Origin of the sequence: Microbacterium sp. BR1 (assembly GCF_002812725.1) — a bacterium.
GTDB lineage: Bacteria > Actinomycetota > Actinomycetes > Actinomycetales > Microbacteriaceae > Microbacterium.
The window spans coordinates 58035-74237 of sequence record NZ_NMUN01000001.1 but is presented as its reverse complement, the minus strand read 5'-3'; the positions used below and the strand labels follow the sequence as shown (position 1 = coordinate 74237).

Annotated in this window: 15 protein-coding genes; 6 read left to right on the top strand and 9 right to left on the bottom strand. The window is 64.3% G+C overall.

Annotated features, from left to right (window positions below):
• Positions 1–61 precede the first annotated feature (61 nt).
• Positions 62–553, top strand: coding sequence for a substrate-binding domain-containing protein (locus tag CGU35_RS18805; protein ID WP_100809684.1), 492 nt, complete (start codon positions 62–64; stop codon positions 551–553).
• A 42-nt stretch (positions 554–595) separates the two neighbouring features.
• On the opposite strand, the gene CGU35_RS00350 is transcribed toward CGU35_RS18805, so the two are convergent.
• The 6 genes from CGU35_RS00350 to CGU35_RS00325 form a co-directional block, all read right to left on the bottom strand.
• Entirely contained in the window at positions 596–1267 is a 672-nt protein-coding gene (locus CGU35_RS00350; RefSeq protein ID WP_100809683.1) for an HAD family hydrolase, read from the bottom strand.
• Between the two features lie 40 nt (positions 1268–1307).
• A complete protein-coding gene (locus CGU35_RS00345; protein ID WP_100809682.1) occupies positions 1308–2636 on the bottom strand; it encodes a M20 family metallopeptidase in 1329 nt (442 codons plus the stop codon).
• Positions 2636–3394, bottom strand: coding sequence for an ATP-binding cassette domain-containing protein (locus CGU35_RS00340; RefSeq protein WP_100809681.1), 759 nt, complete (start codon positions 3392–3394; stop codon positions 2636–2638). Before CGU35_RS00340 ends, CGU35_RS00345 begins: the two co-directional genes overlap by 1 nt.
• A 10-nt stretch (positions 3395–3404) precedes the next feature.
• Positions 3405–4442 carry an ABC transporter permease gene (locus CGU35_RS00335; RefSeq protein ID WP_146048086.1) on the bottom strand — a complete coding sequence of 346 codons (1038 nt, stop codon included), beginning with the start codon at positions 4440–4442 and terminating at the stop codon, positions 3405–3407.
• 5 nt (positions 4443–4447) lie between these two features.
• The gene (locus CGU35_RS00330) at positions 4448–5443 is read right to left on the bottom strand and encodes an ABC transporter substrate-binding protein (protein ID WP_100809679.1); all 996 of its coding nucleotides are present in this window, start codon (positions 5441–5443) and stop codon (positions 4448–4450) included.
• 324 nt (positions 5444–5767) lie between these two features.
• The gene (locus CGU35_RS00325; protein WP_100809749.1) at positions 5768–6496 is read right to left on the bottom strand and encodes a GntR family transcriptional regulator; all 729 of its coding nucleotides are present in this window, start codon (positions 6494–6496) and stop codon (positions 5768–5770) included.
• A gap of 214 nt (positions 6497–6710) precedes the next feature.
• On the opposite strand from CGU35_RS00325, the gene CGU35_RS00320 reads away from it, so the two are divergent.
• From CGU35_RS00320 to CGU35_RS00305, 4 genes are all read left to right on the top strand, one after another.
• On the top strand, positions 6711–7724 hold the full coding sequence (locus CGU35_RS00320; RefSeq protein WP_100809678.1) for an SIS domain-containing protein: 1014 nt from the start codon (positions 6711–6713) through the stop codon (positions 7722–7724).
• An 85-nt stretch (positions 7725–7809) separates the two neighbouring features.
• Positions 7810–8631, top strand: coding sequence for a PfkB family carbohydrate kinase (locus CGU35_RS00315; RefSeq protein WP_100809677.1), 822 nt, complete (start codon positions 7810–7812; stop codon positions 8629–8631).
• Positions 8632–8642: 11 nt separating this feature from the next.
• Positions 8643–9788: a mannose-6-phosphate isomerase, class I gene (manA, locus tag CGU35_RS00310; RefSeq protein ID WP_157813851.1), complete on the top strand. Its 1146-nt coding sequence runs from the start codon at positions 8643–8645 to the stop codon at positions 9786–9788.
• 1 nt (position 9789) lies between these two features.
• Positions 9790–10812, top strand: a complete 1023-nt coding sequence (locus CGU35_RS00305; protein ID WP_100809675.1) for an ATP-dependent 6-phosphofructokinase — start codon at positions 9790–9792, stop codon at positions 10810–10812.
• Between the two features lie 135 nt (positions 10813–10947).
• Here CGU35_RS00305 and CGU35_RS00300 read toward each other — a convergent pair whose 3' ends face one another.
• Both CGU35_RS00300 and CGU35_RS00295 read right to left on the bottom strand, forming a co-directional pair.
• A complete protein-coding gene (locus CGU35_RS00300; RefSeq protein ID WP_100809674.1) occupies positions 10948–12216 on the bottom strand; it encodes an IS256 family transposase in 1269 nt (422 codons plus the stop codon).
• A gap of 596 nt (positions 12217–12812) precedes the next feature.
• Entirely contained in the window at positions 12813–13499 is a 687-nt protein-coding gene (locus CGU35_RS00295) for a type 1 glutamine amidotransferase domain-containing protein (protein ID WP_100809673.1), read from the bottom strand.
• A gap of 112 nt (positions 13500–13611) precedes the next feature.
• Here CGU35_RS00295 and CGU35_RS00290 point away from each other — a divergent pair, with 112 nt between their 5' ends.
• Positions 13612–14511, top strand: coding sequence for a LysR family transcriptional regulator (locus CGU35_RS00290; protein ID WP_100809672.1), 900 nt, complete (start codon positions 13612–13614; stop codon positions 14509–14511).
• Between the two features lie 348 nt (positions 14512–14859).
• Here CGU35_RS00290 and CGU35_RS00285 read toward each other — a convergent pair whose 3' ends face one another.
• On the bottom strand, positions 14860–16134 hold the full coding sequence (locus CGU35_RS00285; protein ID WP_100809671.1) for a sensor histidine kinase: 1275 nt from the start codon (positions 16132–16134) through the stop codon (positions 14860–14862).
• Positions 16135–16203 lie beyond the last annotated feature (69 nt).

Here is a 16203-nt window from a genome sequence, read left to right as displayed (position 1 = left end):
CCTTGATCGTGGACGCGTATTTCGTTGGGGTACAAACTATAAGGAATCGGCGCTTCGCGCGATGTCGACCCTCGAAATCGCTGCAGCCACCGTCGGACCGAGCGGCCAGTCCTCGCAGCCCCGACGTCGGCACCACTGGTCGGGCTCACTGGCCTGCAGGCGCCTCAGGGCGCGGGGGTTGTCCCACCAGTGGACATTCCCCGTCAACACCACAGCCGCGGCACGGTTCGAGAAGAAGGATGCGCCGACGGCGATACTCGCTACGGACAGCCTTGTGGCGCTCTCCGCTCTGGCAGCCGCACGGAAAGCTGGACTACACATATCCGACGACCTATCGGTCAGCACCTTCGACAACAGCCCATGGAGTGGGGGATTCGAACGAGCTCTGTCCGTCGTATCTCAGCCTGTTCGGGAGCTGGGAGCACTTGCCGCTCGGATGGTCATGCAGCGGGTGAATGGCCTCGACGATCCCGCACGCGAAGTTCAGCTCCCGAGCGTCCTGATTGCCAGACAATCGTCGCGGCAAGCGCCGCATCTTCGAGTCACCTCGTAGTTCCCATCAATCGACCACGAAACACCTTGTCGCACTGCGGACCTATCTTCTCCCGGAGGCGGTGGACCCCAGGCTGACCAGCCGATCCACGACGGCCGGGAGCAGGCGCAAGTCGCTTATCGAGGGAACGCCATCTCCGGCTCGTGTCGCCGCGCCAGGGCCGTACGCCAGCACATACATACCGGCCCGTCGGGCCGCCTCGACCCCGAAAGCGCTGTCATCGATGGCTATGCAGCGCTCGGGCGCGACCCCCAGGATCTCCGCCGCTCGCAGATACACATCCGGTTCGGGTTTCCCTGCGACGACGTCTTCAGCGCTCGCGATCTTTCCGGCGAACCGCGGGAGCAGGCCGACGAGGTCGAGACTGCTCCGAATGCGCTCGCGTCCACTGTTGGATGCGACGGCGACAGGGAGCGCGATCTGCTCGAGCGCACTCTCGATCCCGGGCACCGCGGTGAGCTCGCACCGGAACGCTTCCATGAGCCAGCCCGCATACGGATCATCCCATCCGGGTTCCAATCGCCGCCCGATCCGTCGCTCGATCTCAGCGACGAAGAACTCCTGCGAGCAGCCGGTGAACAGCTCCATCAGTTCTTCGAGCGCGGCGTTCCAGCCGAGATCGCTCAGTATTCGCTGCGACACCCTCGCGGACAGCACCTCACTGTCGACGAGGACTCCGTCGCAGTCGAACACCACCGCATCGAAGTGGGTCATCACCGATGAGGCCGTCCCGGGACGCGAACCGTCCGATTCGTCATCCCCCGCACCAACCCAGTGCGGTGCGAACGATCATGCTCGCTGCCGCGGGGATCAGATTTACGTCGACGAACTCGTCTGCGGAGTGCGCGACCAGGAGATTTCCCGGTCCGCAGACGAGGGCCGGAATGCCTCGCGCCTCGTAGAAGGAAGCGTCGGACTGCGCACCATTGGTTTGCGGTGCCTCCAGCGACGGCGCTCCCAGGGCGGTCGCGACGGTGTTGCGTGCGTCGAGTGCGATCCTGGCGAAATCCGACGAAGGATCCGTGTAGGCAGGCGGCCACGTATCGATCCACTCGAACTCCACGGGGTGAGCGGCGAGCCACGGATCCAGCGCAGCCGCGGCGTTGATGTGCGCCTCGATCTCCTCTCGGATCTGCTCCGACGTCTCCCCCGGCGGGAACGAGAGGAGATAGTCGAACCGGGCACGGTCGGGAAAGTACGGAGCCGCTGCAAACCCGATGTCGGCATGCAGCACACCTGGATGGATGATGAACGCGCCGGCGGGGAACTGCGGATGCTTCTTGGTGAAGGCCCACTGCTCTTCGAGCTGACGCATGGCGCTGTAGATGTAGAAGCCCTTGTCGATGGCGTTGACCCCGACGGCGTCCCCGCCTCCGCCTGCCCGGATGGCGAGATTTCGCGAAGCCCAGTGGGTGGACTTCCCTCGCACCGTGAGCGAGAAGAGGTAGTTGCCCGCTGCCGTGTTCGCGAGACGGAACAGATCGGCGCCGCTGGAGGTGGGTTCCGGGATGAGGACGGCGTCGACATCGAACCCGGCGTCGAGAACCGCGGTCGTGCCGAGACCGTGGCTCATCGTCTCTTCACCGACGACGGAGTGGATATGCAGATCCCCATCCAGGACGACTCCCACATCGTTCAGAGCCTTCACGGCGAGCCATGCAGCCGCATGCGCGGCCTTCATGTCCGTCGCACCCAGCCCGTAGAGCAGGTTGCCGATGCGTTCCGCCTTCCACGGGTTCTCGAACCGCCCGCTCTGGGGGGCGACCGTGTCGATGTGAGCGTTGATCCCGAGCGATCGTCCGGCACCGCTTCCCCGACGGATGCCCACGAGGTTCGCCCTGCCGGTCTCGGCTTCTACGGTCTGCGTCTCCATACCGGCGCCTCGAAGCCATTCGCCGAAGAGCTCGTTGGCACGGGATTCGCCGCCCGCGTAGGTCTCGGCGTCAACGCCCGGTTGCAGCGGGTTCACGCTGGGGACGGCGACGAGGTCGATCAGGAGGCGCTCGGCCTCTTGTGCGTGCTCCAGGATCGCCGCATCGAGCGCCTCGAGTCTGGCGGTGGCGTTCTCGTTGGTCGAGCCCATCACGCGGCCCCGCTCAGCCCGGTGATCGCCTTGACGAGGCTGTCAGGCGTGAAGGTGCTCGTCGGCGCGTCGACCAGGACACGTCCGAGTCGCAAGACCACGATGCGATCCGTCACCTCGAGGACGTGCGGGAGCGTGTGCGAGATGAAGACGACCGCGAGCCCCTTCATCTTCGCCTGTTTGATGACTTCCAGGACCTCGGCGGACTGTCGCGCACCGAGGTGGTTGGTCGGTTCGTCCAGGATGATGACCTTGCTCGCCCATGCGGCGGCACGACCGATGGCAACGGCCTGGCGTTGCCCGCCAGAGAGGCGCGAGACCGTTCGGGTCGAGGACGGAACCGCGATCCCGACCTTCTCCAGTTCTTGTCGCGCCACCTCGTCCATTCGCCGGTTGGCGAGAAACCCCAGCCGACCCCAGAAGCCCGGCACCACTTCCTCCCGCCCCAGAAAGACATTGGCGCTCACCGTCAGGTCCGGGGCGAGAGACGAGTCCTGATAGAGGGTCTCGATTCCGCTCTCCAACGCCTGCTGCGGCGAGTGCCACTGCACGGGAGCGCCGTCGAGACGTATTTCGCCCCGATCGGGACGGTGTGCCCCGGACAAGACCTTGACGAGGGTCGACTTGCCCGCGCCGTTGTCGCCGACGAGACCGACGACTTCGCCTGCCGCGACGGAGAAGTCGACGTCCTCGAGTGCGAGGACGTTCCCGTACTTCTTGGTGACACCCGTCACCTGGTACACGGGCTCTGCGTTCATGTCGTGCTCCTTAGCTTCGGGAATTGGCGCGGCCGATGCCCTGAACGGCGACAGCCACGGCAATGAGCGCACCGACGACGATCTGCTGGGCGTTGGGCTCGATGCCGATGAGGATCAGTCCGCTCAGCACACTGGCGGTGATGAGCGCGCCCAGCGCGGTTCCGGTCACGCGTCCGACCCCGCCCATGAGACTCACGCCGCCGATGACCGCTGCGGCGATCGCCTGCAATTCGCCCCCGCGTCCCGAAGACGGTGAGCCCGAGCCGAGACGGAAGTAGACGAAGAGCCCGGCGACCGCAGCGAGAATGCCTCCGATGACGTAGACCTTCATGAGGTGTCGGTCCACGTTGATGCCAGCGACTCGCGCGGCGAACTGGTTGGACCCGATGGCGTAGGTGTGCCGCCCGAACCGCGTCCGCGACAGCGTCAGCCACGCGATCACGAGAATGCCGAAGACCACTATGAGGGGCACGGTGAGAATCTCGAGGAACCGCGTATTACCCAGAAGCACGACCTGCTTCGGAGCGCCAGCGATCTGCACTCCGCCGGTAATCACGAGTGTCGTGCCCAGGCAAACACCCATCGTCGCTAGCGTCGCGATGAATGGCGCAAGCCGGACCCGAGTGATCAAGAGACCATTGACGACTCCCACCGTCGCACCCACGGCGAGCGCGGCGATGATTCCCACCGTGATGCTCAGCGCCGGATCCATCCCGCTCTCCGTCGTGCTCCGGATGGCGAGCGCTGCGGAGACTCCGGAGAGCCCGAGCACGGCGCCGACCGACAGGTCGATCCCGCCCGTGATGATGACGAACGTCTGCCCGATCGCCATGAGCAGGACGGGCGCGAAGTCCTGGAGGATGTTCCCGAAGGACGCCGTGGAGAAATAGCGCGGATTCAGCAACGAGAAAACCAACACCATCACGATGTAAACGCCGATCAGAAGCGTCTCTTGCCGCGTCGCGAGCTCCTTCCATCGTTCGCCCCTCCCCGAGACGATCGGGCTCGTCTCGACGCTCGGACTATTCGATTTCGTGTCGTTGGTCATCGCGTTCACTCGGCGTACTGGTACTTGCGGGTCTCGTCGAGGTTGTCGAGGTTCATGACGACGTTGGGGATCACGACTTCTTCCTTGATCTCGTCCTCGCCGACGCCGGTCGCCCTGGCGTATGCGAACTGGAGAGCGAGCCGGGCCTCCTGGGCCGGGTCCTGCGCGATGAGCGCGGAGATCGCGCCGGCCTCCAGCTCTTCGACCTGCGCGGCGTAGGCGTCGTAGCAGATCAACTTGACCTTGCCGACCATGTTGGAGTTGTTCAGCGCGGCGACGGCTCCGGTGCAGGACGTGCCATCAACGGCGAAGACGCCCGCGAGATCGGGGTTTTCCAACAGTGTGGTGTTGAGGATGGTCGTCGCCTCGGAGGGCTGGCTGTATGCGAACTGCACGGGAAGCATTTCCAGGCCCTCGTAGTCGTCGGAGAGGGCCTGCTCGAATCCCTCCACGCGCTGTGTTCCTGTGGTGTTGGTCGGCGATGCAGAAATCACCAGAACCTTCCCGCTGCCGCCTGTCTGAGCAGCCATCTCCTCGGCAGCGCGCTCGCCACCGTCGCGGTTGTCGCCGGTGATGTGGGACACGAGGTCGGAGCGGTCAGACACGGTCGTGTCTACGGTGATCACGGGCACGCCCTGAGCCGTCGCCTTGGTCACGCTGGGCTGAAGTGCGTCAGCGTCGGTGGGAACGAGCACGAGCGCGTCGAGGTCCTCCGTCAGAGCCGCGTCGACGAAAGGCAGCTGCGACTGAGGCGAGTACTGATCGGCAGCGCCCTGCCAGATGAGACGAATCCCCAGCTCCTCGGCCTCCTCCTTGGCGGCGATCTCCATGGCCCGGAAGAACGGATCGGAGGCGATGCCCGGGATGAACGCGACCGTGATCTGCTCTGATCCACCGCTGCTCGACGCATCGCCGCTGCCGGCGCATCCCGCCAGGGCGAGAGCGGACGTCAGGATCCCGACGCCGATGCCGAAAGATGCGTGCTTGCTGTTTCTGTTCATGATTGGTCCTCGTTCTCTGTTCGCCGTTGATGTGGATGAGGCTGCTGCGGAGGCCGGTGTCCACTGACGAATGAGGACGGCCACGTCCGACAACAGCAAGGCTGGTGCGGGTACAACCTCGCAAGGAGGTTGACTAGCAACTTAGAGCGATGTCTGACAACAAGTCAAGACATCAGACCATGCGTAATTGGACTGAAACATAGTTGGGCTGTTCGTGCCGCGGAACCACAGCGTCGTGCCCCGTCCCGATCCCAGCGCAATGTGCACCACGCCGCGCTCCAGCGAAGGGTGGACACACGGGTCCGACCCAGGGGCGCGCGAGCGCTATCGCTGCCGGAGCACGCTGAAAGACATCTCGCTGCCGCGGTGGTAGTCGGCCGCGTAGAGGACACGCTCGCCCTGACGGCTCATCCCGACCTCCTTCACCAGCAGCCACGGGCCCAGCCCAGCGAGCTTGTAACGCTCCTGCCACTCCTGCGGAAGGTCGACGGCCGAGATCGTCGCGATAGACGCGTTGACGTGGTGCCCATGAGTGGCGAGCGCCGCAGTGAGTGAGCCGCCCCAGTCTCGGTGCTCGATCGGGCCGGGCAGGGTGGACCGCGGGAGGGTGTTGGCGCTCACGACGAGTGGCTCATCGTCTCCATAGCGAATCCTCAGCAACCGAATCACCTCGGCACCGGGCTGGATTCGCAGGGCCTCGGCTTCTTCATCGTCAGCGGCGCCGATCGACACGTCGAGGACCGCGCTGCTCACGCGATACCCGCGGGCGGTGAGTACCTCTGTGATGCTCTCGTACTTGGTCATCGGCCGTTCCACCCGCAGAGAAACGGACGCCGAGATGAAGCGCCCCTGCCCCTGGATCGCATGGACGACATCCTCCTGCTCGAGCAGGCGCAGGGCCTCGCGCACCGTCGAACGCGAGACTCCGAACAACTCGGAGAGCTCCGACTCGGTGTTCAGTCGGTCGCCCGGCTTGAGCCCCAGCTCCGAGATCAGTTCCTGCACCTGGTCGTAGACCCGCTCGACCATGCTCGCTTTTCCTGCGGGGTTCATTCGGCTCACCTTCTCGGACAGGACGCGCACATCTCGTTCCTGACATTGTCAGACAGTGGCGTCGCGCAATGCCTCGACCATAACAACCGATAGCCGGAGAGCGAAGCATCCTCCAGCGCATTCGGGTCGATCTTCTCGACATGACCGACCTCATGTATGGTTGTCCGACATCTAGTCTTTTGATCAGACAACATCCACGAAAGGTATGAGGTGCATGCTGAACTTCGATGAAGCCCGCTACGTAGACATTCAGAGCGGCGCCGTAGGGCTTGCAGCAGAGATTCGAGAGGCGCTCAAGAAGGAGCTCGACAACGGTGCGAAGAACATCTTCTTCGCGGGCGCCGGCGGAGTGAACTTCTTGACGCAGCCGGCTGCGCGCATCCTGCAGACCAAGTCCACGTTCCCGACATTCATCGACATGGCAGCCGAGTTGGTGAACTCCGGCAACGCCAACCTGGGTCCCGCCTCGATCGTCGTCTTCCCCTCGGTCTCCGGCACGACCAAGGAAGCCGTCGCCGCGTTGGAGTTCGTGCGCAGCAAGGGGGCCCGCGTGCTCACGCTCACAGCGAAGGCCGACTCCCCGCTCGCAGTAATGGCGGACATCAACTTCAGCAACTTCTGCGCCGACGACACGTCCAGCGAGAACTTCTACCTGCAGACGCTCTTCATCGCGCTCGCGATCATGGACCTCCGCGGTGAGTACGACGGCTACGACGATGTCGTCGCTGAACTGCAGACGCTGCCCGAGCTCCTGGTCGAGGTCAAGCGGGCGTTCGAGCCGAGGGCCGAGGCCTTCGCTCTGGAGATCAAGGACGAGCAGAATCACATCCTCACCGGCGCCGGCGGTGCTTGGTACGAGGCCTGGTATTACGGCATGTGCATCCTTGAAGAGATGCAGTGGATCTGGACGCGGCCGGTCCACGCTTCGGACTTCTTCCACGGCACGCTGGAACTGCTCGAGGAGGACACGAGCGTCATTCTCGTCAAGGGCGAGGATGAGCAGCGCGCACTAGCCGAGCGAGTGGAGCGCTTCGCCCCGACGGTGACGAGAAAGTTGCGCGTCTTCGACACGAAGGACTTCGCTCTGCCGGGCATCTCAGAGCGCGTCCGAGCACTCATCTCCCCCATCGTGCTCGCCGCGATCTTCGAGCGCCTGAGCGCTCACCTCGAGATCGTTCGAGACCACCCGCTGACGACTCGTCGCTACTACAAAAAGGGCGACTTCTAAGAGGGCGTACGTTGAGGGGGCCCGCTGCGTTTGTCCGCGCTGGGCCCCCTCAACAATCCGACCGGAACCGCAACTGAGGAGCTCCATGCCACCCGAGAGACTCGACGTCGCCGTCGTCGGTGACAACACCATCGATCGATTCCTCGACGAACCAGAACTGGGCGATCTGGTCGGAGGGAACGCCCTCAATGTCGCTGTCCAACTCGCCATGCTCGGCTTCCGAGTGGGCTACTTCGGTGCCGTCGGCACCGATGCGAACGCGGACATCGTACGCACGGCCGCACGTGCCCGTGGCGTGGATCTCTTCGACATGGTCACCGCCGACGGCGCTACCGCGCTGACGACGATTCGAAGAGACGCCAACGGAGACCGACGCTTCGAGTCCGAAGACTTCGGTGTCACCGCCGACTACTATCCGGACGAAACGGCGATGGACCGAATCTCCACCGCCCGCTGGGTGCATGTTGGGATGCTGAGCCGGTCACGATCGTTCGGTGAATACCTAGCTCGGCCGTCCGGCCCGCCCATGAGCCAGGACTGCAGCGTATCGCCCGAGTGGCACAGCCTCGCCGTCCACTTCGCCTCCGCGAGCGAGGACGAATCCGCGGCCGAGCGGAGCCTCACTCAGGCGCTCGCGACTTCCGCCCACATCGCTGTGGCCACGCTGGGCGCGCAGGGCGCTCGAGCCGGGCAGGCGTCCATGCGATGGCGTGTGCCGGCGCATCCTGTGGACGTTGTCGATACGACAGGTGCTGGCGACTCCTTCATGGCGGGGTTCATCGCGGCCCGACTGCGCGGCGAGGACGTCGAGCAATCGTTGCGGAGTGGAACCGAACGTGGATCGTTCACATGCCAGTACATGGGTGGGTGGCCACAGCTTCCCGACGACGTGGATCGATTCGGATAATGGGGGCGCACATGCATCGTCTGCAGCCGACTCTGAAGGAATACTCCTGGGGCTCGCGCTCTGCGATACAAAGCCTCACCGGGCTCGGCCGTGCCGGGGAACCACTCGCCGAGATCTGGTACGGCGCCCATCCCTCCGGGCCCTCACACCTGGACGACGGAGGAACACTCGAGGAACTGATCCGCGCAGACAACGTGAGCGTACTGGGCGAAGAGGTATCCGAGCGTTTCGATGGCGCGCTGCCATTCCTCGTGAAGTTCATCGCGCCGGGGCAGGCCGTCTCGCTGCAGGTTCATCCGAACCAGGCGCGGGCCCGTGCGGGCTATTCAGCAGAACTGCACGATCCGGCCGGAGAGCGGATGTTCGTGGACCCACGTCACAAGCCGGAGCAGATCTTCGCTCTGACCGCATTCGAGGGGCTGGTCGGGCTCCTCCCTCTGGATGAAGCGCTGCAGGCACTGGACATGTTCGACCATCCGGTTGCGCGTGCGGCACGTGCGGAGCTCTCCACCCACGGCACCTCGGGTATCGCGTCGGCGCTCGCAACGCTGGCACGAGCCTCCACGACGGACGTCCACGAGGTCGTGGCACAAGCACGTACCCTCGCTGACCATGGCTCCGTACCCGCGCAGACTCTCCTCGCCCTCGCGGAGCAGTACCCGGGCGACCCCGGCGTCGCGGTCAGCCTGATGCTTCGGAAAGTGCACCTCGATCCCGGTGATTCCGTGATGGTTGCCTCGGGCGTTCCCCACGCGTACATGTCCGGACTCGCCCTCGAGGTGATGGCCAACTCCGACAACGTCTTCCGGCTGGGCCTCACCTCCAAGCGCGTCGACATCGAGGAATCGATCGCGAACGTCCTCACCGACCCCGCCAACGTGAGCCGCCCCCACGATCCCGACGGACCCGGTGCCCGAGTATCGGAAGAGTTCCACCTGCGCGTCCACGATCTGCGCTCCGGCGAGGTCGCGATCGCCGGGGGCGGTCCCCGAATCGTTGTCGGCTTGCGGGGGGAAAGCACGATCAGTGATGGGGTCCGCAGCGTCCCGCTGTTTCCCGGCGCGGCGGCCTTCCTTCCCCATCGCACCGAGGCGAATGCGGACGGTTCGGGAAGCCTGGCCGTGATCTCTGTGCCGAACGTTGTCGGACCACGCTGATATGAGGATCGGCATCGTTACCGGCGGCGGGGACTGCCCTGGTCTCAATGCGGTCATCCGTGGAGCGGTTCTTCACGGCACGAAGGCACATGGATTTTCTTTCGCAGGCTTCCGTGGCGGATGGCGGGGCACCGCGACCGGCGATGTGATGAACCTCGAACGCAGCGACGTCCGAGGCATCGCTCGGCTCGGAGGTACCATCCTCGGCACGAGTCGGACCAACCCCTGGGAGTTCGGTGGCGAACAAGCGGTGAAACACGTCATGCGCGAACAGGGGATCGACGCCATCCTCGCCATCGGAGGCGATGGAACTCTTGCCGTCGCACACCGACTTCACACCGCAGGATTCCCCGTTCTGGGCGTACCGAAAACGGTGGACAACGACCTGAACGCAACCGATATGACGTTCGGATTCGACACAGCCGTGTCGATCGCGACCGATGCGATGGACCGGTTGCGCACGAGCGGCGACTCCCACGGCCGCTGCATGGTCGCCGAGGTCATGGGCCGTCACGCTGGTTGGATCGCGTTGCACTCCGGTATGGCGGCCGGAGCGCACGCGATCCTCATCCCCGAGCACGCTACGACCACCGCGGAACTCCTGGGTTGGGTCAACTCTGCGCGCACCCGCGGGCGCGCACCGCTCGTGGTCATCGCCGAGGGCTTCGTCCCGGAGGGTGCCGAGACTGCTCATTCGACCAGAGGCAACGACGCATTCGGGAGGCCCCGCCTCGGTGGGATCGGCGACCGTATGGCCTCGCTGATCGAGGAACACACCGGGATCGAAACACGCGCCTCCCTGCTCGGACACATCCAGCGCGGAGGCGTGCCGACCGCATTCGATCGGGTACTCGCAACGCGTTTTGGAATGGCAGCCGTCGAGCTGGCGGCAAACCGATCATGGGGACGCATGGTTGCCCTCCACGGGACCGAGGTGGATGACGTCCCACTCGAAAGCGCTCTGGGCGCATCGAAACGGGTGTCTGCGGAGCGCTACCTCGAGGCGAGTCGACTTTTCGGCTGAGCGAGGCGCGAGCCAGAGGTATCGGCCCTCGGTCTCAGGTGGGCAAAGCGTGGGCAGCTTGACTGAACTAACAAATCGAACCGGTCAAGTCCCGTGTTGTGGTGTCAATCCGGCTGCTTCCTTGATGGGTGAGGGTCAGGCGGTGAGGAACAGGTCGGGGCGCTCAGGCTCGGCGTGGTCTTGGAGTGTGTGGACGAGTTTGCGCATGGAGATGTCGGAGAGGTAGCGGCGTTCACCGTATTGCCATTCCTCGTGCTGCTCCTGCAGGACGGCGCCGATGAGGCGGGTGACGGAGTCGCGGTCGGGGAAGATCTGCACGACGTCGGCGCGGCGTTTGATCTCACGGTTGAGGCGCTCGATCGGGTTGTTGGACCAGACCTTCTGCCAATGCTCACGCGGGAGCGGCGCGAATCCGGTGAGGTCTGCTTCGGCAGCATTGAGCATGTCTGCGATCTCCGGGAACGACCCGCGGAGGGACGTGGAGACCTGGTGATACTGGGCGATCACGGCCTCGGGGGTGGTCTGCGCGAAGATCGTCGAGATCAGCGCGTTGACGGGCTTGGAGCGTGCCGATCCGAGCTTCTGGGTGACGTTACGAGCGAAGTGGACGCGGCATCTCTGCCAGCCCGATCCGGGGAGGATCGCTTTGACGGCGGCTTTGATGCCGGCGTGAGCGTCGGACGTGACGAGGGTCACGCCGAGCGGGTCTGTGTCGGTGGAGACTTTCAGACCGCGGTCGCGGAGGGAGCGGAGGAACTCGGTCCAGAAGTCCGTCGTCTCCGCGTCGCCGAGAGCCATCCCGAGGATCTCCCGACGGCCGTCGCCGCTGACCCCGGTCGCGACGATGAGGGCTTGGGAGAGAACCCGGCCACGGTGGCGCACGTCGAGGTAGGTGGCGTCCAGGAACAGGTACGGGAACCAGGTGTGATCGAGCCGGCGGTGCAGAAACTCGTGCACCACCTCATCGATCTCGGAGCAGATGCGGGAGACGGTGGACCGGCTGATGCCGGTGTCGTTGCCCAGCGCGCGGACGAGCTGGTCGACCTTGCGGGTGGAGACTCCGTCGATCCAGGCCTGGCAGATCACCGCGTAGAGCGCCTTGTCGACACGGCGGCGTGGGCTGAGCAGGCTCGGGAAGAACGACCCCTCCCGCAGCTTCGGAATCTGAATGTCGACCTCCCCCGCGGGCGTGGCGAGCGTCTTCGCGCGAGCACCGTTGCGACGCGTGGTGCGCTCCGCCGTGCGTTCGTAACGGGCCGCGCCGATCTTCGCGGTCGCTTCCGCGTCAACAAGGTCCTGCAGCCCCGCCTGCAGCATCCGACGGAACACGTCGGAATGGGCGAGGTCAGGATCGGCGAGGACTTCTGCGATCAGGGTCGTCAAGGCAGACTGATTCTGGGTCATCGTGGGATCTCTTCTTTGCTTCTTGGCGGAAACAACTGGTCATCCCACGATGGCCCTCCTACGTCAACGACGACGAGAACCCCGCAGGAATTGACACCAAGCTACGAGACGCACCCATCGAACCCGCCAGAGCACGCGTCTCGACACACGAGGCAGATACGTGCCACGCAGACTGCATAACGCTGAGCGCCGAGTGGAATAGGCACGCTGGCCAGGCGGTCTCTTTGCCCACGAACGAGTCGGGACCAGAAGCATCCAAGCCCAACGAAGCCGCGTGAAACAGGCTCAAAACGGGCGAAAGTGGCGGAGACGGAGGGATTTGAACTCCTTGCGCAGCGGCCCTACTCGATCAGATGAGCGGGTTCGGACCCAACTGACGCGGCACAGGTCGACTGGACGCCCTCTTCGCTTGTACTCGTTTCCGCTCAATGTTTCTCAAGTTGTTCTCAGTTCGACGGTCAGCTCGAGGACGACAGGTACGTCCCGTCCCCTAGAAATCTCAATCGTGGACCGCACCTGCTGATAGACCGGCGTCCACAAATCAACCTCGACTTCGGGTGACTCGATGCTGACGATCAGGTTGCGCCGACCGTCGATCAGCGACCCGAAAGCACCTCGACTAGCGCCCGAGCAGTCGCGATGCTGGACTGCGGATTCTGACCGCTTACGAGTGATCCGTCGGTGACGACGGTTACCGACCAGGGCTTGCCAGACTCGACAAGAACACCGAGTGCCCTCAGCCGGGACTCCACCAGATATGGCGACGCGTCGCCGAGTCCCCCCTGGCGCTCTTCGTCATCGGTGAACACGGCCAATCGGCGACCTGCGAACGCGAGCGACCCGTCTTGGCGCACCGCGCTGAGCAGCCCAGCCGGTCCATGACACAGCACCCCCACGACCGCATCGCGGTCAATCGCGTCTATGAGGAGGCGCCCGAGGTATGCATCGAACGCAAGGTCGACCATTGGCCCGTGGCCGCCCGGCAGAATGATCGCGTCGTACTGCCCTGAGCGAATGTCCGCGAGAGCACGCGGGCGCGCGAGGAATCCGTCGATCGAGGCGAGGTACGCCTTTAAGTCCTCGGCGTGTTCCCCGACGAGGCTGCCAGGGTCGACCACCGGATGCACACCGCCTGGCGTTGCAAGGTCCACGTCGTGACCGGCACTAACGAGGCCCCGATGCAGTTCGACAAGTTCCTCTGCCCAGAATCCGGTCGGGTGCGCCGTGGAGTCTGCGAGCGCGATGGAGTTCGCGCCGGTAACCACCAAAAGTGTGTGTGCCATGTCTTCTCCTTTTCGACGGCATGCTTGGGCCGTTGAGGTTGGAAACGAGGTATACATCACGTAAATTTCTTATGATCCTCGGTGAAGATCACTTTTCTGATGGGAGCAATCGATGCCCGACCTCGATCTGCTGCATACGTTCGTCGTCGTGCACCGCGCAGGTTCATTCACCGCTGCAGCGACCCGCCTTGGCCTTAGCCAGCCTGCGGTCAGCGACCGGATCGCCCGTCTGGAAGCGGACCTCGGCACGTCGCTCTTCATCCGCTCGGTCAGTGGATCGGTGGCGACCTCCGCGGGGGAAGCATTAGTGCTGAAGGTGGCGGCGGCCGTCGACCGACTGCAAGATGCCTGGACTGCGCCGCCGTCAGGTCTCGACTCAACGGTGCGTGTTGGCGGGGCGAGCGACGTCGTGGCTGCTCGGGTGATACCGACGCTCGCGCCCCTCACCGCCGATGGCATACGGCTCGAGTTCACCCTGGGCCTGGCAGAGGACCTGCTGAACCAGCTCGCTCAGGGCGCTCTCGATATCGTCGTGTCGTCAGTGCGGAAACCGATGAAGGGCATCCGATATCGCGGGCTCGTGGACGAGGAATTCGTTCTGGTCGGTGCTCCGTCACTTGCTCGCAGCATCGATCGAGACCACCTCGCGACCGATCCGGCGACAGCGTTACAGCATCTCCCCTTGGTAGCGTACGACGCCGACTTGTCAATCGTGCGGCGGTACTGGCGTAGCCAGTTCGGTCACAGACCAACTAACAGTCTTGCATTGATCGTTCCCGATCTGCGCGGCGTTCTCACCGCCGTTGTGGCGGGCGCGGGAATCTCTGCGCTGCCGCGATACCTCGCCGACGCGGCGATTGGCGCCGGGAGCGTGGAGGTGCTTCACCGCCCGGGAGAGAGACCGATAAACACCCTCCACCTCGCGATCGCGGCTGCCACGCCGTTGACGGCCCCCACGACGAGGGTGATTGACGGCCTTGTTGAACGTGCGCGCGACTGGGACGTTTTCTGACTTGGCTTATGACGAGAGGTGGAAGCGCGCGTCGATAGTGAAGGAGCCCCTGTCATTGAGGTCTGCCCGAGAGCAGTCTCGTGTCCGAGCGCTCGGTCCTGTTGGGACAAGGTGCGGTGACCGTGGGTCAAGGATTTGAGCAACTGATCCGGCCGCCCAGTCGCGCCTCTCTGCCGCGCGTGAGACTGATGCGAGCCCGCGGAGCGCAATACATAGATTCGAGCATCCGTCAGCCGTGCCAACCACGCGCGCAGATCGGCTGGTGCCGACCTGACTGAAGACCGCGTCCTGGCGCAACGTCGACGTGCCACTAAGCACTTCCACCAGGATCGAATGGGCCGGTTAGCCTTATCTACGCGACGGGGCTCGAGAAGCTCCGTCGCGTGCTCGAGGTAGTTCGAGCTCAGACGGAGTTAGGGCTGGCGCCCCACGCGAACGTTCCGATTGGCGGTTTTCGCCTGAAGGGAACGTGACGGTGGCGACAAGCCCTCCTTCTCGTCCTGGCTCGAGCCCCAAGTGGGCGTCGTGACGGTCGGCAATAGCCTCGATTATCGAGAGCCCGAGCCCACGTCCTTTCGACGTGGATGCCGTCGAGCGACCCTGCAGTCGAAAGAAAGGTGACGTCAGCGAATCGATTGCGGACTCGGGAACGTGGGCCCCGCTGTTCTTCACCTGGAGAACCGGGCAGCCCCTGCGTTCGAGGGAAGTAGTGACCACTATCCACCCGCCCTCCGAGTTGTGCCGGATTGCGTTTTGAATCAGGTTCAGCACCAGCTGACGGAGGAGGGTCGGGTCAGCGTTGACCGTCGCCGCCGAGAGCCGGTAATCAATCCGGATGCAGGCTTCGTCCGCCTCCTGTGCGACATCGGCGAGGACGAAGGATACGATCTGCTCCAGCTCGACAGGCTGTTGCACTGGGCGGGCAGCCTCGACCTCACTGAGGTCAAGGAGCGATTCAACCGTTTGAATGCTCCGCTCGTTAGTTTCTCGCAGGCGCTGAAGAAGGGGACGTTCGGCGTCCTCCGCGCCCGCGAGCGCGACGTCGAGCATCGCGCGAGTCGTCGCGAGGGGCGTCCTCAGTTCATGAGATGCGTTTGCCGCGAATCGACGATAAGTTGCGAACGAGCGCTCGAGTCCCTCCAGCATCTCGTCAAAGGTGTCTGCAAGATCAGAGATCTCGTCTCGTGGACCTCGTAGCGAGATGCGATGGTCAAGGTGCCCTCGGGCTGCCCGATGAGCCGCTGCATTCACCTCTTGCAACGGTCGCAGCATGCGTCCGGAAACAACCCACCCTACCCAACCGCCTCCTACCGCGAGGAGCACGAGGAGGATGCATGCGATGACGAGGATGAGTCGTAGCACATCGTCGCGAGATGACACGACGTAGCCCGGAGTCAGAGCCGTGCTCGCGATCCCCGGGTCGACCTCACCGACGGCGGGCGGGCCAGTCGTCCTGACTGAGGGCACTGCGAACGTGTATGTGGGCAAGAAGCCAACCACCAAATACACCACGAGCATCATGAGCGCGCCCGCCAGGGTGAGCAGCCCCGCGTAGGTGTAGGCCAGGCGAGCACGAAGCGTCAGCCGGAAGCGCTCCATGCGCATCCGGGGCCTCACGCGCATGAGGCATCTTCGTGACTCGGCGCGTTTCGTCGCTTGACCGTCTCTTGTTCAGTCCTCATTTAGCCCGAC

Coding starts and splice junctions, on each gene's coding strand:
- CGU35_RS00315 (WP_100809677.1), top strand. CDS start 7,810: ATGCCACCCGAGAGACTCGACGTCGCCGTCGTCGGTGACAACACCATC.
- manA (WP_157813851.1), top strand. CDS start 8,643: ATGCATCGTCTGCAGCCGACTCTGAAGGAATACTCCTGGGGCTCGCGC.
- CGU35_RS00335 (WP_146048086.1), bottom strand. CDS start 4,442: ATGACCAACGACACGAAATCGAATAGTCCGAGCGTCGAGACGAGCCCG.
- CGU35_RS00305 (WP_100809675.1), top strand. CDS start 9,790: ATGAGGATCGGCATCGTTACCGGCGGCGGGGACTGCCCTGGTCTCAAT.
- CGU35_RS00345 (WP_100809682.1), bottom strand. CDS start 2,636: ATGGGCTCGACCAACGAGAACGCCACCGCCAGACTCGAGGCGCTCGAT.
- CGU35_RS00330 (WP_100809679.1), bottom strand. CDS start 5,443: ATGAACAGAAACAGCAAGCACGCATCTTTCGGCATCGGCGTCGGGATC.
- CGU35_RS00350 (WP_100809683.1), bottom strand. CDS start 1,267: ATGACCCACTTCGATGCGGTGGTGTTCGACTGCGACGGAGTCCTCGTC.
- CGU35_RS00300 (WP_100809674.1), bottom strand. CDS start 12,216: ATGACCCAGAATCAGTCTGCCTTGACGACCCTGATCGCAGAAGTCCTC.
- CGU35_RS00290 (WP_100809672.1), top strand. CDS start 13,612: ATGCCCGACCTCGATCTGCTGCATACGTTCGTCGTCGTGCACCGCGCA.
- CGU35_RS00325 (WP_100809749.1), bottom strand. CDS start 6,496: ATGAACCCCGCAGGAAAAGCGAGCATGGTCGAGCGGGTCTACGACCAG.
- CGU35_RS18805 (WP_100809684.1), top strand. CDS start 62: ATGTCGACCCTCGAAATCGCTGCAGCCACCGTCGGACCGAGCGGCCAG.
- CGU35_RS00295 (WP_100809673.1), bottom strand. CDS start 13,499: ATGGCACACACACTTTTGGTGGTTACCGGCGCGAACTCCATCGCGCTC.
- CGU35_RS00285 (WP_100809671.1), bottom strand. CDS start 16,134: ATGCGCGTGAGGCCCCGGATGCGCATGGAGCGCTTCCGGCTGACGCTT.
- CGU35_RS00340 (WP_100809681.1), bottom strand. CDS start 3,394: ATGAACGCAGAGCCCGTGTACCAGGTGACGGGTGTCACCAAGAAGTAC.
- CGU35_RS00320 (WP_100809678.1), top strand. CDS start 6,711: ATGCTGAACTTCGATGAAGCCCGCTACGTAGACATTCAGAGCGGCGCC.